This is a genomic window from Pseudomonas sp. P9_35, from assembly GCF_034008205.1.
Classification (GTDB): Bacteria; Pseudomonadota; Gammaproteobacteria; order Pseudomonadales; family Pseudomonadaceae; genus Aquipseudomonas; species Aquipseudomonas kilonensis.
This window is the reverse complement of sequence record NZ_CP125373.1, coordinates 5,175,644-5,188,891: the sequence shown is the minus strand read 5'-3', so window position 1 is coordinate 5,188,891 and position 13,248 is coordinate 5,175,644. Positions and strand designations below refer to the sequence as shown.

The window sequence follows — 13,248 nt, the reverse complement described above, 5'->3', positions numbered from 1 at the left end:
TACAGGACTGCTGGTCGCAGGCGGGTTCGAGCGCCTAGACTTCGCCAGTCTTCAGTTCAGGAACAGCCCGTGACTTCCATTTTCTGGTACGACTACGAAACCACCGGCATCAACCCGCGTTGCGACCGGCCCTTGCAGGTGGCGGGTATCCGTACCGATTTCGAACTCAATGAAATCGACGAACCGGTGAACCTGTATTGCCGGCCCAGCGATGACATCCTGCCGCATCCGGCGGCCTGTGCGATTACCGGCATCACCCCGACATGCCTGGCCGAAAAAGGTTTGAGCGAAGCCGATTTCATGACCCGTGTCCACGGCCACCTGGCCGCGCCCGGTACCTGTGGCGCCGGCTACAACACCCTGCGCTTCGACGATGAAATGACCCGCTACAGCCTCTATCGGAATTTCTTCGACCCGTACGCACGGGAATGGCAGGGCGGCAACAGTCGCTGGGATTTGATCGACCTGGTGCGTGCGGCCTATGCGCTGCGCCCGCAAGGCATTGTCTGGCCGCAAGAAGACGGTCGCGTGACCCTCAAGCTCGAGCGCCTGACCGCCGCCAATGGCATCGACCATGGCCAGGCCCACGATGCGTTGTCGGACGTGCGCGCGACCATCGCCCTGGCGCGGCTGATCCGTCAGCAGCAGCCCCGGCTCTACGACTGGCTGTTCCAGTTACGCAGCAAACAGAAGGTGATGGACCAGATTCGCCTGTTGCAGCCCATGGTGCATATTTCCGGTCGCTTCTCGGCGGCGCGCAACTACATCGGTGTGGTCTTGCCGCTGGCCTGGCACCCGAAAAATCGCAACGCCCTGATCGTCTGCGACCTGCACCTGGACCCCCAGGGCCTGCTGGACGACGATGCCGAAAGCCTGCGCCAGCGTTTATATACCCGCCGTGAAGAATTGCTCGAAGGTGAGTTGCCGGTGCCGCTCAAGCTTATCCATATCAACAAATGCCCGGTGATCGCGCCATTGTCGGTGCTGCGTGCCGAGGACCAGCAGCGACTGGAATTGGACATGGAGGGCTATCAGCAACGGGCATTGCGGCTAACTGACGCACAGAAAGTTTGGCAGGATAAACTTCAGGCTATTTATGGTCGGGAGGATTTCACCGCCAGCGAGGATCCCGAGCAACAGTTATACGCGGGCTTTCTGGGGGATCGCGATCGACGTTTATGTGAACAAGTGCGTATGGCTGACCCCGCGCAATTGGCTCAAGAACGCTGGCCTTTCGATGATGAGCGTTTGCCAGAACTATTGTTCCGATATCGCGCGCGCAACTTTCCAGACACGTTGAGTCCTGAAGAGCAGGCGCGTTGGAGACTTTTCTGTCAACAACGGCTGTCATCCCCGGAGTGGGGCGCGCCTAATACCTTGGAAAGTTTTGATGCGGCGATGGGGGAGTGGATGGCTCTGTCTACACCCGTGCAGCAAGAAGTACTCAGGGAGTGGCAGGGCTACAGTCAGCAATTGCGCAAACGTTTAAGCCTTGAACCGTGATGAAGTAAAAAGATGACAGGCATAAAAAACGCCAGCAATCGCTGGCGTTTTTTTGTTCGCTAAGAACGGTGCGAACCGGTGAGGCTTAGCCCAGCAGGGTTGCCCAGCCTTCCACCACGTCACCGCCCCACTTGGCTTTCCACTCTTTCAGAGTCTTGTGGTTGCCACCTTTGGTTTCGATGACTTCGCCGTTGTGCGGGTTCTTGTATTGCTTAACTTTGCGAGCGCGTTTGGTGCCAGTAGTTTTCACGGCGCCACGTGGTGCTTTGCTCGACTTGGCTTCTGGATCCAGCAGGGCAATGATGTCGCGCAGCGACTTGGAGTATTCGCCCATCAGAGTGCGCAGTTTGCCTTCGAATTCAAGCTCGGTTTGCAGTTTGTCGTCTTGGGACAGGTTTTTCAGGCGAGCTTGCAGTTCTTTGATAGCTTCTTCTGTGGCGCGGTATTCATTGATCAAGGACATGTGGACTACCTTATGTAGGACGCGGGTGACAAGGACACAGTGCGGCAATAGTAATCAGACAGTTTCATCAAGTAAACATTTAACCGGTGTTTTATTTAATTAATTAGTGCTGCGCCACAAAAACGCCTGTTGCAGTTAAATACCGCGACAGAGTCTTCACATCTGTTCACACATATAGCCTGCTTTCCCGGGCCACGCCGGTCGTGGCTTTGGGGCCGTCGTCGAGATTTGGCGTCTCATCGATACTGCAGTTTTGCCGCGCAATGGCTAGAATGGCCGCCTTTGCGAAGTTCTGGAGTTTCCCTAATGCGCACTTTTCGTCTGGTGATTGCTTGTCCGGACCGCGTCGGCATCGTTGCTAAAGTCAGTAACTTTCTGGCGTCCCATAACGGCTGGATCACCGAAGCAAGCCATCACTCGGACAATCAAAGTGGTTGGTTTTTCATGCGTCACGAGATTCGTGCCGATTCGCTGCCCTTCGGTATCGAAGCCTTCCGTGAAGCATTCGCCCCCATTGCCGAAGAGTTCTCGATGGACTGGCGTATCACCGACACCGCGCAGAAAAAACGCGTGGTGCTGATGGCCAGTCGTGAGTCCCACTGCCTGGCCGACCTGTTGCACCGCTGGCACAGCGATGAGCTCGATTGCGACATCGCCTGTGTGATTTCCAATCATGACGACTTGCGCAGCATGGTGGAATGGCACGGCATCCCTTACTACCACGTGCCGGTCAATCCGCAGGACAAGCAGCCGGCGTTCGCCGAAGTCTCGCGGCTGGTCAAGCAGCACGATGCCGAGGTGGTGGTGCTGGCCCGCTACATGCAAATCCTGCCGCCGGCCTTGTGCCGCGAATACGCCCATAAGGTCATCAACATCCACCACAGTTTCCTGCCGTCGTTCGTCGGTGCCAAGCCGTATCACCAGGCGTCGATGCGTGGTGTGAAGCTGATTGGCGCCACCTGTCACTACGTGACCGAAGAGTTGGATGCCGGCCCGATCATCGAGCAGGACGTGGTGCGCGTCAGCCACAGCGACAGCATCGAAGACATGGTGCGTTTCGGCCGTGACGTAGAGAAGATGGTGTTGGCCCGGGGACTGCGTTATCACCTGGAAGACCGGGTGCTGGTGCACGGCAACAAGACCGTGGTGTTCTGACTGGCTTTGGGCACTTGTAGGAGCTGCCGAAGGCTGCGATCTTTTGATTTTGATCTTTCGCTCGAGACTCAAGCGGTAGGGGAAAGATCGCAGCCTCGCTTCGCTCGTCAGCTCCTACAGGCGCAGCATTCATGCAACCTTCTTACGGGAGCAGCATTGCGCCATGACCGATCCATTGGACAAAGCCACCTCCAAGGCGCCGGCGACCCTGGGCGAGGGCTGCCTCAGCCGCTATGACCCAGATGCGTTGGGCCCGGAGGACGGCACTGAGTTTCCCGATGCTGCGCAATTGTGGGAACAACTGCATCCCCAGGACGAGCCCGAGCAGAAGCCGTGATACGTCAGGCCTGTCTGAGCCTGATCAGTTTCTTGAGCAACGGCCGCCCGACCATCAGGAAGAACACCGGCCCACCGGCCACCAGATAAAAGTAATAGGTCACCGCCCGCCAGATCAGAATCGCCGCCGCCGCGGTAGATTTGCCCACCATGGGTGCCAGCAGCGCCGCGGAAGTCAATTCGGCCGCCCCGGCGCCGCCCGGTAGCAGGCTGAACTGTCCCGCGCTCAGGGACAGCATCTGGATCAGGAAACTCCAGGCCCACTGCAAATCTGCCCCCAGCCCCTTCAATGCCAGGTACAACACGCTGTAGCGCAGCGCCCAATGCAGGCAGGTCAGGCCGAAGACCTGGAACAGTGTCTGTTTTGGCAGTTTCAAGGTGTCGGTGAACGCCGCCAGAAAGCTCAGGATCTTGCGGGCCCAGCGCCGACGGGTGACAGCTTTGACACGCAAGTGGCGCAGCAGTCGAGCGCCCAGCAGAATCAATCTGCGGTGATAGCGGGCCACCAGCACGCAGCCGAACAACCCGCCAAACAATGAAATCGCGCTTAACGCCAGCATCCATTCCATGCGCTGGCTGAGGTTCTGGAACAGCGCGTAAAACAGAATGCCCACCAAGGCGCAGAGGAAGAACAGCAAGTCACTCAACTGATCCATGGCAAACACCGCGCTGCCATGGGCCGGGCGCACGCCGTTGCGCGCCAGCAAGGCCATCAGCGTCAGTGGGCCGCCACTGCCACCGGGCGTCGCGCACATGGCGAACTCGGTGGACATCACCACGCCGATGCTTTTCAGAGCGCCGATGCGCCCACGGTGCTCCCCCAGCAGCAGGCGCAAGCGCACGGAGTTCAAGCCCCAGCACAGCACGATCATGCCGAGCATGGCCAGCAGTAGCGGCAAGGGAAAGCGCTGCACCCGCGACCACATTTCCCCGCCACCGACCAGCAGCGGCACCAGTAGCGCCGTGAGCAGGGCGGCGCCCAACCAGATCAGCCGTTTCATGCGGCGCTGCGGGCCCGCAGCCCCTGGGTCGCCAGCCAGTCGACTTTGGTCATGGGTACACGACCGTCGTTGAGCAGGCGTTCGAGGGTGCGCAGCCAATAGTCCCGGGAAAAGGCATGGCGCATGTCCACCGGGTGCAGGCCCAGGCGAATCACCGGGGCCTGGCGCCAGCGCTGTTCGCGTTGGTCACTGATGACTTTCGACAGGCCACGGCGCCAGGCGCTGCGGGCACTCCAGACCAGCCCCGGCGCATCGATGGCGGTGAAGTCAGGCAGGCGATAAAGGTGTCGGGTGTCGCTGGTGTAGCTCAGCGGCAACTGGCGCAAGGCCTGGCGCGTGCCTTCGCTCATCAGCCAGGCCGGGGCGACGAAACCTTCCAACGGCCAGTGGTAGCGTTCAAAGGTTTCGATACCGGCGCGCAGGCGGGCGAGGGCGGCGGCCTCGGACAGGTTGTAGAACTCACCCTCATGGGTATAGACCCGGCGCATGAACCAGTCCTTGGGGTGGCGGGCGACAGGGCCGTCGTCGCAATGGTAGTAGCCATGCAACACCAGTTCGTCGCCGCGCTCGACCCGGCTGTCGAGCAGGCGCCGAAAGCCGGGGTGAGCCTCCAGGGCGTTGTTGCGGTGAAAGTCAGGCACCACCAACCAGGTCATCGGCACCTGGCCGAGGGCGTCGACGGCTTCGACGAAGGGCTGGTAGTCGGGCCAGGTTTGCGGTGCCACGTCGTGCAGCACCAGCAGGAGCGCGCGGGGCGAGCGGTTCATCGACACGGACCTCACCTCAACCATTGGCCAGCAGTGGCATCTGCCCGCCGAGCACCGCGTAGTAGTGCCCCAGCAAGCTGTTGACCACGGTATCCCAGGCGTAATGCTGCTCCACATGCTGGCGCGCCAGCACACCACGGCGCTGGCAGCCTTCGGCAAACAGTTGGCGCACGGCATTGGCCATGGCCTGTGGATTGTTGGGTGTGCACAGCAGGCCGCAGTCTTCATCGACGATTTCGGTAAAGGCCCCGGCCGCCACCGCCACCACGGGAATGCCACTGGCCATGGCTTCGAGGATCACCAGGCCGAAGGTTTCCTGGTCGCCGGCGTGCAGCAGGGCATCGGAGCTGGCCATGAGCCGGGCGACTTGCGGTGCCGGGCAGAATTCATCGATCACCGTGACGTTGTCCGGCACCAAGGCGGGCATCGACGAGCCCACCAGCAGCAGGTGGTAGCGCTCGCCCAGGCGTTTCATGCACTTGAGCAGCACCGGCAGGTTTTTTTCCTTGGAGCCGCGCCCGGCGAAAATCAGCAGGCGCGCGTCTTCGGCGATGCCCAGCTCGGCGCGCAGCTCCGGGTCGCGGGCGGCCGGGTTGAAGGTTTGCAGGTCGACGCCCAACGGTTGCACGTAGACGTTCTTGACCCCCAACCCGGTCAGTTTGTCGGCCATGACCTGGCTCGGCGCCAGGACCCGGTCGAAATTGCCGTACAACTTGCTGACATAAGCTTCGATGTTGGGGGTGAACCAGTTGCCCATGCGGTTGCTGACCAGCAGTGGCAGGTCGGAGTGATAGAAACCGATGACGGGCACGTCGAGCTGGCGACGGGCATCCAGTGCGGCCCAGGCCGTGAGGTAGGGATCGCCGACTTCAATCAGATCGGGCTGTAGATCGCGCAGGACATTGCGCCAGGGGGCCAGGCGAAGGGGGAAGCGATAGCCCTTGCCGAACGGCAGTGCAGGGGCAGGAACCTTGTAGATCCCATCGTGCTCGCTCAAATGCGCGCCGGGGATCAACAGGCTGTGGCGAATACCGGGCCGATCGCCCAGGCGCCGGTGCTTGGCATCCAGATAAGTGCGCACGCCTCCGCTGGCGGGGGCGTAGAACATGGTTATGTCCGCTATATGCACGATGAACGTCCCTCCGGTCAGTGTTCTCCTGTGTTGACCTTTAGTAAGAATAGATGTTCGGTTGGGGTTGTGGGGGTGGGGTGTCAGTGGAGTATTGCCGGGTTTGACAGGGCCCTATCGCGAGCAAGCTCGCTCCCACAGGAGGGGCACCGATCCCATGTGGGAGCGAGCTTGCTCGCGATAGGGCCAGTCCTGGTTCGCCGGCTATTATTCCTGGCGCCAGGGGCTTAATGCGCCAGGCATGCTTTTATATAAACGTGCAAAATGGCGTCATATCGCAAACACCACGGGTGACCACATGCCTGACTCATCGCAACTCGTTATCGGGGCCGACCTTAGCGGCCAGCCCATCGCCCAGGCCATGCGCCTGGCGAACCGTCATGGTCTGGTGGCGGGTGCCACCGGTACCGGCAAGACCGTCACCTTGCAGCGCCTGGCCGAAATGTTCAGCGATGCCGGCGTGGCGGTGTTCGCGGCGGACATCAAGGGTGACCTGTGCGGCCTGGGCGCGGCGGGCAACCCCCAGGGCAAGATCGCCGAGCGCATCGCCGGCATGCCTTGGCTCAACCACAAGCCCCAGGCTTACCCGGTGACCTTGTGGGATATCCATGGCCAGTCCGGTCATCCACTGCGCACCACCTTGAGTGAAATGGGCCCGTTGTTGATCGGCAGTCTGCTGGAACTGACGGACAGCCAGCAGTCGGCGCTCTACGCCGCGTTCAAGGTGGCCGACCGCGAAGGTCTGTTGCTGCTGGACCTCAAGGACCTGAAGGCGCTGCTCAACCATCTCAAGGACAATCCCGAGTTGCTGGGGGACGACGCGGCCTTGATGACCACCGGTTCCAGCCAGGCGTTGTTGCGACGCTTGTCCACCCTGGAACAGCAGGGCGCGGACGCGTTGTTCGGCGAGCCAGCCTTGCAGCTCGAAGACATCCTGCAACCGGCCAGCGATGGCCGTGGCCGCATCCACTTGCTCGACGCCAGCCGCCTGGTCCACGAGGCGCCGAAGGTCTACGCGACATTCCTGTTATGGCTGCTGGCTGAGCTGTTCGAGCAATTGCCCGAGCGCGGCGATGCAGACAAACCGCTGTTGGCGCTGTTCTTCGACGAGGCGCATTTGCTTTTTGCCGGCACGCCCAAGGCCTTGCAGGAGCGCCTGGAGCAAGTGGTGCGGCTGATCCGTTCCAAGGGCGTGGGGGTGTATTTCGTGACCCAGTCGCCGGGCGACTTGCCGGACGACGTGCTGGCGCAGTTGGGCTTGCGCATCCAGCACGGGTTGCGGGCCTTTACTGCCAAGGAGCAGAAATCCCTGCGGGCGGTGGCCGACGGTTTCCGGCCCAACCCGCAGTTCGATGCCCTGGCGGTGCTGACCGAACTGGGCATCGGTGAAGCCTTGGTGGGCACCTTGCAGGAAAAAGGTACGCCGGAAGTGGTCCAGCGCGTGCTGGTGGCGCCACCGCAATCGCGCATCGGGCCGCTGAGCGAAGCCGAGCGCGCCGGGTTGATCGCCAGTTCACCGTTGCAAGGGCGCTATGACAAGCCCATTGATCGCGAATCGGCCTATGAAGTGCTGATGGGCCGCAAAGGGCTGGAACCGCAGGCCGAAGAGGCGCCGGGCAAGCCGACGGCGGAAGAACCGAGCTTCACCGAAAAGGCCGGGGAATTCCTCGGCACGGCAGCCGGCCAGGCGCTTAAATCGGCAATGCGCCAGGCGGCCAATCAGTTGGGCCGGCAATTGGTGCGTGGGTTGATGGGGTCGTTGCTGGGGGGCAGCAAGCGCCGGTAGTCAGGACCGAGTCACCGCTATCGCGAGCAGGCTCGCTCCCACAAGGGATCGGCGTCGTGCACGAAACAGGTGCCCGCCGCAGATCCCCTGTGGGAGCGAGCTTGCTCGCGATAGCTATCTAACTGCCGCCGAAAATCTCAATCCTTGGGCCGCGCATGCGCCGCCAACCGCTCCAGCGCCGCCCGCAGGTTGGGATCGCTGATGCCATCCGCCGTGGCTTGAATGGTTGCGGCGGCGTCGGTGGACAAATCCAGCGTGTGCCCCTTGACGCCGACCTGGACGGTGGGCGGTTGTACCTTGAACAGGATCCGTGTCAGGTTGGCGAATTCTTCGAAGACCTGGAGTTGGCGCAGCAGGCGTTTTTGCTGATAGCGCAGGCGTGTGGCCCAGTGGCCGTCGGTGACGATCAGCAGCAAGCTGCCTTCGCGCCAGGAGGCCACGTGGCAATGCTTGCGCGCAGCCGGTTGCAACTGGCTGTCGAGCAGGCGTTGCAGGTGACCCAGGCGTTTGGCGTGGCCAAAGATGGCTTTCAGCGGCTTGGCTTCGCGCAGCAGAACGGCGGGCGCCTTGGCTGGAAGAGGGCGAAAGGCCATGAATGAATACCGCAAGTGACAGAGGCGCCATGGTAGCAGAAAGCGCCGGATGCGCCTCGACCCTCTCGCCCAGCGGCTTTTGGCTGCACAATCAATGAGTAACTTCTGCTCTGGATGGGTTGAAGTTCGCGCAAAAGCCCTTATTTTATGCAAGCCCCGTCACAGCGCTGTGCCAGCATCGTGGAATAACGCCACTTTCCTCTCCATCGTTTCCGGGTAGAATGCTCGTTCGCATGCGGCCATGAGGGCTGCACGGGCGACTCACGGGGCCGCCCTCCATCCCTTTAGTGTGGAAGATCCTGCCGATATGTTTGCGCCTTTGTTAAAGAAACTTTTTGGAAGCAAGAACGAGCGTGAAGTCAAGCGCATGCTCAAGACGGTACAGACTGTCAATGCCTTCGAAGAGCAAATGGTGGCCCTTTCGGACGATCAGTTACGCGCCAAGACTGCCGAATTCAAGGACCGCATCGCCAAGGGGGAAACCCTTGACCAGCTCCTGCCTGAAGCCTTTGCGGTCGCCCGTGAAGCCGGCAAGCGGATCATGGGCATGCGCCACTTCGACGTTCAGTTGATCGGCGGCATGACCTTGCACGAAGGCAAGATCGCCGAAATGCGTACCGGTGAGGGCAAGACCCTCGTGGCGACCTTGGGCGTGTACCTCAACGCGCTGTCCGGCAAGGGCGTGCACGTAGTGACGGTCAACGACTACCTGGCCCGTCGCGACGCCAACTGGATGCGCCCGCTCTACGAATTCCTCGGCCTGACTGTCGGCGTCGTCACGCCGTTCCAGCCGCCGGAAGAGAAGCGCGCCGCCTACGCTGCCGACATCACCTACGGCACCAACAACGAATTCGGGTTCGACTACCTGCGCGACAACATGGCGTTCAGCATGGAAGAAAAATTCCAGCGTGAACTCAACTTTGCCGTGATCGACGAAGTCGACTCCATCCTCATCGACGAAGCCCGTACCCCGCTGATCATTTCCGGTCAGGCCGAGGACAGCTCCAAGCTGTACATCGAGATCAACAAACTGATCCCGCAGCTCAAGTTGCACGTCGAGGAAGTCGAAGGCGAAGTGACCCAGGCCGGGCACTACACCGTTGACGAGAAGACCCGTCAGGTCGAGCTCAACGAAGCGGGTCACCAGTTCGTCGAGGAAATGCTCACCCGTATTGGTTTGCTGGCCGAAGGCGAGAGCCTGTACTCGGCCCACAACCTGGGCCTGCTGACCCACGTTTATGCTGGCCTGCGTGCGCACAAGCTGTTCCATCGCAACGTCGAATACATCGTGCAGGACGGCCAGGTCGTACTGGTGGACGAACACACCGGCCGTACCATGCCGGGTCGTCGCCTGTCCGAAGGCCTGCACCAGGCCATCGAAGCGAAGGAAGGCCTGAACATCCAGGCCGAGAGCCAGACCCTGGCCTCGACCACCTTCCAGAACTACTTCCGCCTGTATAACAAGCTGTCCGGCATGACCGGTACCGCTGATACCGAAGCGTTCGAGTTCCACCAGATCTACGGCCTGCAAGTGGTGGTGATTCCGCCGAACAAGCCGCTGGCCCGTAAAGACTACAACGACCTGGTGTTCCTGACCGCCGAAGAGAAGTACGCGGCGATCATCAACGACATCAAGGACGGCATGGCCCAGGGCCGTCCGATCCTGGTGGGTACCGCCACCATCGAGACCTCCGAGCACATGTCCGCCCTGCTCAACAAGGAAGGCATCGAGCACAAGGTCCTCAACGCCAAGTTCCACGAGAAGGAAGCCGAGATCATCGCCCAGGCCGGCCGCCCGGGTGCGCTGACCATCGCCACCAACATGGCGGGCCGTGGTACCGACATCCTCTTGGGTGGCAACTGGGAAGTGGAAGTCGCCAGCCTGGAAAGCCCGACCCCAGAGCAGATCGCGCAGATCAAGGCTGACTGGCAGAAACGTCACCAGCAGGTACTCGAATCCGGCGGTTTGCAGGTGATCGCTTCCGAGCGTCACGAGTCGCGTCGTATTGACAACCAGCTGCGTGGCCGTGCCGGTCGCCAGGGTGACGCCGGTTCCAGCCGTTTCTACCTGTCCCTGGAAGACAGCCTGATGCGCATCTTCGCCTCTGACCGGGTGAAGAACTTCATGAAGGCCCTGGGCATGCAGCCAGGCGAGGCGATCGAGCACCGCATGGTGACCAACGCCATCGAGAAGGCCCAGCGCAAGGTCGAAGGCCGCAACTTCGATATCCGTAAGCAATTGCTCGAGTTCGACGACGTCAACAACGAACAGCGTAAAGTGATCTATCACATGCGTAACAGTTTGTTGGCCGCCGACAACATTGGCGAAACCATCGCCGATTTCCGCCAGGACGTGCTCAACGCCACTGTCAGCGCCCACATCCCGCCGCAGTCGCTGCCGGAACAGTGGGACGTCGCCGGCCTGGAATCCGCCTTGCAGAACGATTTCGGCGTGGCATTGCCGATCCAGCAATGGCTCGACGAAGACGATCACCTGTATGAAGAAACCCTGCGCGAGAAACTGCTGGCCGAACTGATCGCGGCCTACAACGAGAAGGAAGATCAAGCGGGCGCCGAGGCGCTGCGTTCCTTCGAGAAGCAGATTGTGCTGCGGGTACTGGACGACTTGTGGAAAGACCACCTGTCGACCATGGACCACCTGCGTCACGGTATCCATTTGCGCGGTTACGCCCAGAAGAACCCGAAGCAGGAGTACAAGCGCGAGTCCTACACGCTGTTCTCCGAGTTGCTCGACTCGATCAAGCGCGACTCGATCCGTGTGCTGTCCCACGTTCAGGTTCGCCGCGAAGACCCGGCCGAAGAAGAAGCCCGCCTGCGCCAGGAAGCCGAAGCCCTGGCTGCGCGCATGCAGTTCGAACACGCCGAAGCCCCGGGCCTGGAAGTGGTTGCCGAAGAGGGCGTCGATGTGGATGTCGCCCTTGCGACCGCACCGGTGCGCAACGAGCAGAAGCTGGGCCGTAACGAACTGTGCTATTGCGGTTCGGGCAAGAAATACAAGCATTGCCACGGGCAGATCCAATAAACCCGTTCCAACGCTGAACCACCCGCGCCGCGACCGGATTTTATCCGTCGCGGCGTTTTGCCATTTTGATTCGCCGTCTCGATGAGGACGGCGTCGATAGACATCTCATTTAGGAGCGCATTCATGGCTGTTGGTCTTGGTCCGTTGCCAACGTTGCACCCGGTTGCCGGTTTTGAACTCGGTATTGCCTCGGCGGGCATCAAGCGCCCCGGGCGCAAGGACGTCGTGGTCATGCGTTGCGCCGAAGGCTCGACGGTCGCTGGCGTGTTCACCCTCAATGCCTTTTGCGCCGCGCCGGTCATCCTGGCCAAGCAGCGCGTGCAGGGGCCGGTGCGTTACCTGCTGACCAACACCGGTAACGCCAACGCCGGTACCGGCGCGCCAGGCCTGGCCGCTGCCGAGCGTACTTGCGCCAAGCTGGCTGAGCTGACCGGTGTCGATGCCAGCCAGGTGCTGCCGTATTCCACTGGCGTGATCGGCGAGCCGCTGCCGGTCGAGAAGATCGAAGGCGCGCTGCAAGCCGCGCTCGATGACCTGTCGGAAAACAATTGGGCCGCGGCCGCCACCGGCATCATGACCACCGACACCTTGCCCAAGGGCGCGAGCCGCCAGTTCGAGCACGATGGCGTGACCATCACGGTCACCGGTATCAGCAAAGGCGCTGGCATGATCCGCCCGAACATGGCGACCATGCTCGGCTACATCGCCACCGACGCCAAAGTCTCGCGCCAGGTGCTGCAAGACCTGATGCTCGACGGTGCCAACAAGTCGTTCAACCGCATCACCATCGACGGCGACACCTCCACCAACGACTGCTGCATGCTGATCGCCACCGGCAAGGCTAGCCTGCCGGAAATCACCGAAGCCAGCGGCCCGCTGTTCGCGGCTCTGAAACAGGCGGTGTTTGAAGTGTGCATGGAAGTGGCCCAGGCCATCGTCCGTGACGGCGAAGGCGCGACCAAGTTCGTGACCGTGCAGGTCAACGGCGGTGGCAATCACCAGGAATGCCTGGATGTTGGCTACACCGTGGCCCACTCGCCGCTGATCAAGACCGCGCTGTTCGCCTCCGACCCGAACTGGGGCCGCATTCTCGCCGCCGTTGGCCGTGCCGGCGTGCCTGAGCTGGACGTGAGCAAGATCGACGTGTTCCTCGGTGAAGTCTGCATCGCCAGCCAAGGCGCTCGCGCTGCGACCTACACCGAAGCCCAGGGCGCGGCGGTCATGCAACAGGAAGAAATCACCATCCGTATCGAGCTGGGACGGGGGGATTGCAGCGAAACCATCTGGACCACCGACCTGTCCCACGAGTACGTGAAGATCAACGCTGAGTACCGGACTTAACAGGCCCGGGAGCGAGCTGCTCCAATCGCGAGCAAGCTCGCTCCCACAGGGATTTGTTGGGTGACTTAGAAAGTGTTCACACCACCGATCCACTGTGGGAGCGAGCTTGCTCGCGATGGCGCCAGAACAGA

General features: G+C 61.3%; 11 protein-coding genes. 6 read left to right on the top strand and 5 right to left on the bottom strand.

Annotated elements, in window-relative coordinates; translation table 11 throughout:
- The first annotated feature begins 69 nt into the window (after nt 1–69).
- A complete protein-coding gene (gene sbcB, locus QMK47_RS22980) occupies nt 70–1,503 on the top strand; it encodes an exodeoxyribonuclease I (RefSeq protein WP_253477611.1) in 1,434 nt (477 codons plus the stop codon).
- An 85-nt stretch (nt 1,504–1,588) separates the two neighbouring features.
- Here the strand turns inward: sbcB and mvaT are convergent, their stop codons facing one another.
- Entirely contained in the window at nt 1,589–1,966 is a 378-nt protein-coding gene (gene mvaT, locus QMK47_RS22975) for a histone-like nucleoid-structuring protein MvaT (RefSeq protein ID WP_003205091.1), read from the bottom strand.
- A gap of 306 nt (nt 1,967–2,272) precedes the next feature.
- Here mvaT and purU point away from each other — a divergent pair, with 306 nt between their 5' ends.
- Nucleotides 2,273–3,121, top strand: a complete 849-nt coding sequence (gene purU, locus QMK47_RS22970) for a formyltetrahydrofolate deformylase (RefSeq protein WP_003205089.1) — start codon at nt 2,273–2,275, stop codon at nt 3,119–3,121.
- A gap of 163 nt (nt 3,122–3,284) precedes the next feature.
- Nucleotides 3,285–3,458 (top strand): hypothetical protein, encoded by a 174-nt coding sequence (locus QMK47_RS22965; RefSeq protein WP_003205087.1) that lies wholly within the window; start codon nt 3,285–3,287, stop codon nt 3,456–3,458.
- Nucleotides 3,459–3,462: 4 nt separating this feature from the next.
- On the opposite strand, the gene QMK47_RS22960 is transcribed toward QMK47_RS22965, so the two are convergent.
- Genes QMK47_RS22960 through QMK47_RS22950 form a run of 3 tightly spaced genes read right to left on the bottom strand, consistent with a single transcriptional unit; the run spans nt 3,463 to nt 6,333 of the window.
- Nucleotides 3,463–4,458 carry a lysylphosphatidylglycerol synthase transmembrane domain-containing protein gene (locus QMK47_RS22960; protein WP_258689216.1) on the bottom strand — a complete coding sequence of 332 codons (996 nt, stop codon included), beginning with the start codon at nt 4,456–4,458 and terminating at the stop codon, nt 3,463–3,465.
- Entirely contained in the window at nt 4,455–5,225 is a 771-nt protein-coding gene (locus tag QMK47_RS22955) for a DUF2334 domain-containing protein (protein WP_258689215.1), read from the bottom strand. Before QMK47_RS22955 ends, QMK47_RS22960 begins: the two co-directional genes overlap by 4 nt.
- 16 nt (nt 5,226–5,241) lie before the next feature.
- The gene (locus QMK47_RS22950) at nt 5,242–6,333 is read right to left on the bottom strand and encodes a glycosyltransferase family 4 protein (RefSeq protein WP_253477602.1); all 1,092 of its coding nucleotides are present in this window, start codon (nt 6,331–6,333) and stop codon (nt 5,242–5,244) included.
- A 319-nt stretch (nt 6,334–6,652) separates the two neighbouring features.
- Between QMK47_RS22950 and QMK47_RS22945 the strand changes: the two genes are divergently transcribed.
- The gene (locus QMK47_RS22945) at nt 6,653–8,140 is read left to right on the top strand and encodes a helicase HerA-like domain-containing protein (RefSeq protein ID WP_003205079.1); all 1,488 of its coding nucleotides are present in this window, start codon (nt 6,653–6,655) and stop codon (nt 8,138–8,140) included.
- A 137-nt stretch (nt 8,141–8,277) separates the two neighbouring features.
- Here the strand turns inward: QMK47_RS22945 and QMK47_RS22940 are convergent, their stop codons facing one another.
- On the bottom strand, nt 8,278–8,733 hold the full coding sequence (locus QMK47_RS22940; RefSeq protein ID WP_320389372.1) for a DUF721 domain-containing protein: 456 nt from the start codon (nt 8,731–8,733) through the stop codon (nt 8,278–8,280).
- A gap of 307 nt (nt 8,734–9,040) precedes the next feature.
- Here QMK47_RS22940 and secA point away from each other — a divergent pair, with 307 nt between their 5' ends.
- Nucleotides 9,041–11,776: a preprotein translocase subunit SecA gene (gene secA, locus QMK47_RS22935; protein WP_253477597.1), complete on the top strand. Its 2,736-nt coding sequence runs from the start codon at nt 9,041–9,043 to the stop codon at nt 11,774–11,776.
- A gap of 123 nt (nt 11,777–11,899) precedes the next feature.
- Nucleotides 11,900–13,117 (top strand): bifunctional glutamate N-acetyltransferase/amino-acid acetyltransferase ArgJ, encoded by a 1,218-nt coding sequence (gene argJ / locus QMK47_RS22930; RefSeq protein WP_057452545.1) that lies wholly within the window; start codon nt 11,900–11,902, stop codon nt 13,115–13,117.
- Nucleotides 13,118–13,248 lie beyond the last annotated feature (131 nt).

What these genes read in the sequence shown, in the direction of transcription:
- mvaT (WP_003205091.1), bottom strand. Translation starts at nt 1,966, where the DNA reads ATGTCCTTGATCAATGAATACCGCGCCACAGAAGAAGCTATCAAAGAA.
- purU (WP_003205089.1), top strand. Translation starts at nt 2,273, where the DNA reads ATGCGCACTTTTCGTCTGGTGATTGCTTGTCCGGACCGCGTCGGCATC.
- QMK47_RS22965 (WP_003205087.1), top strand. Translation starts at nt 3,285, where the DNA reads ATGACCGATCCATTGGACAAAGCCACCTCCAAGGCGCCGGCGACCCTG.
- QMK47_RS22960 (WP_258689216.1), bottom strand. Translation starts at nt 4,458, where the DNA reads ATGAAACGGCTGATCTGGTTGGGCGCCGCCCTGCTCACGGCGCTACTG.
- QMK47_RS22955 (WP_258689215.1), bottom strand. Translation starts at nt 5,225, where the DNA reads ATGAACCGCTCGCCCCGCGCGCTCCTGCTGGTGCTGCACGACGTGGCA.
- QMK47_RS22950 (WP_253477602.1), bottom strand. Translation starts at nt 6,333, where the DNA reads ATGTTCTACGCCCCCGCCAGCGGAGGCGTGCGCACTTATCTGGATGCC.
- QMK47_RS22945 (WP_003205079.1), top strand. Translation starts at nt 6,653, where the DNA reads ATGCCTGACTCATCGCAACTCGTTATCGGGGCCGACCTTAGCGGCCAG.
- QMK47_RS22940 (WP_320389372.1), bottom strand. Translation starts at nt 8,733, where the DNA reads ATGGCCTTTCGCCCTCTTCCAGCCAAGGCGCCCGCCGTTCTGCTGCGC.
- secA (WP_253477597.1), top strand. Translation starts at nt 9,041, where the DNA reads ATGTTTGCGCCTTTGTTAAAGAAACTTTTTGGAAGCAAGAACGAGCGT.
- argJ (WP_057452545.1), top strand. Translation starts at nt 11,900, where the DNA reads ATGGCTGTTGGTCTTGGTCCGTTGCCAACGTTGCACCCGGTTGCCGGT.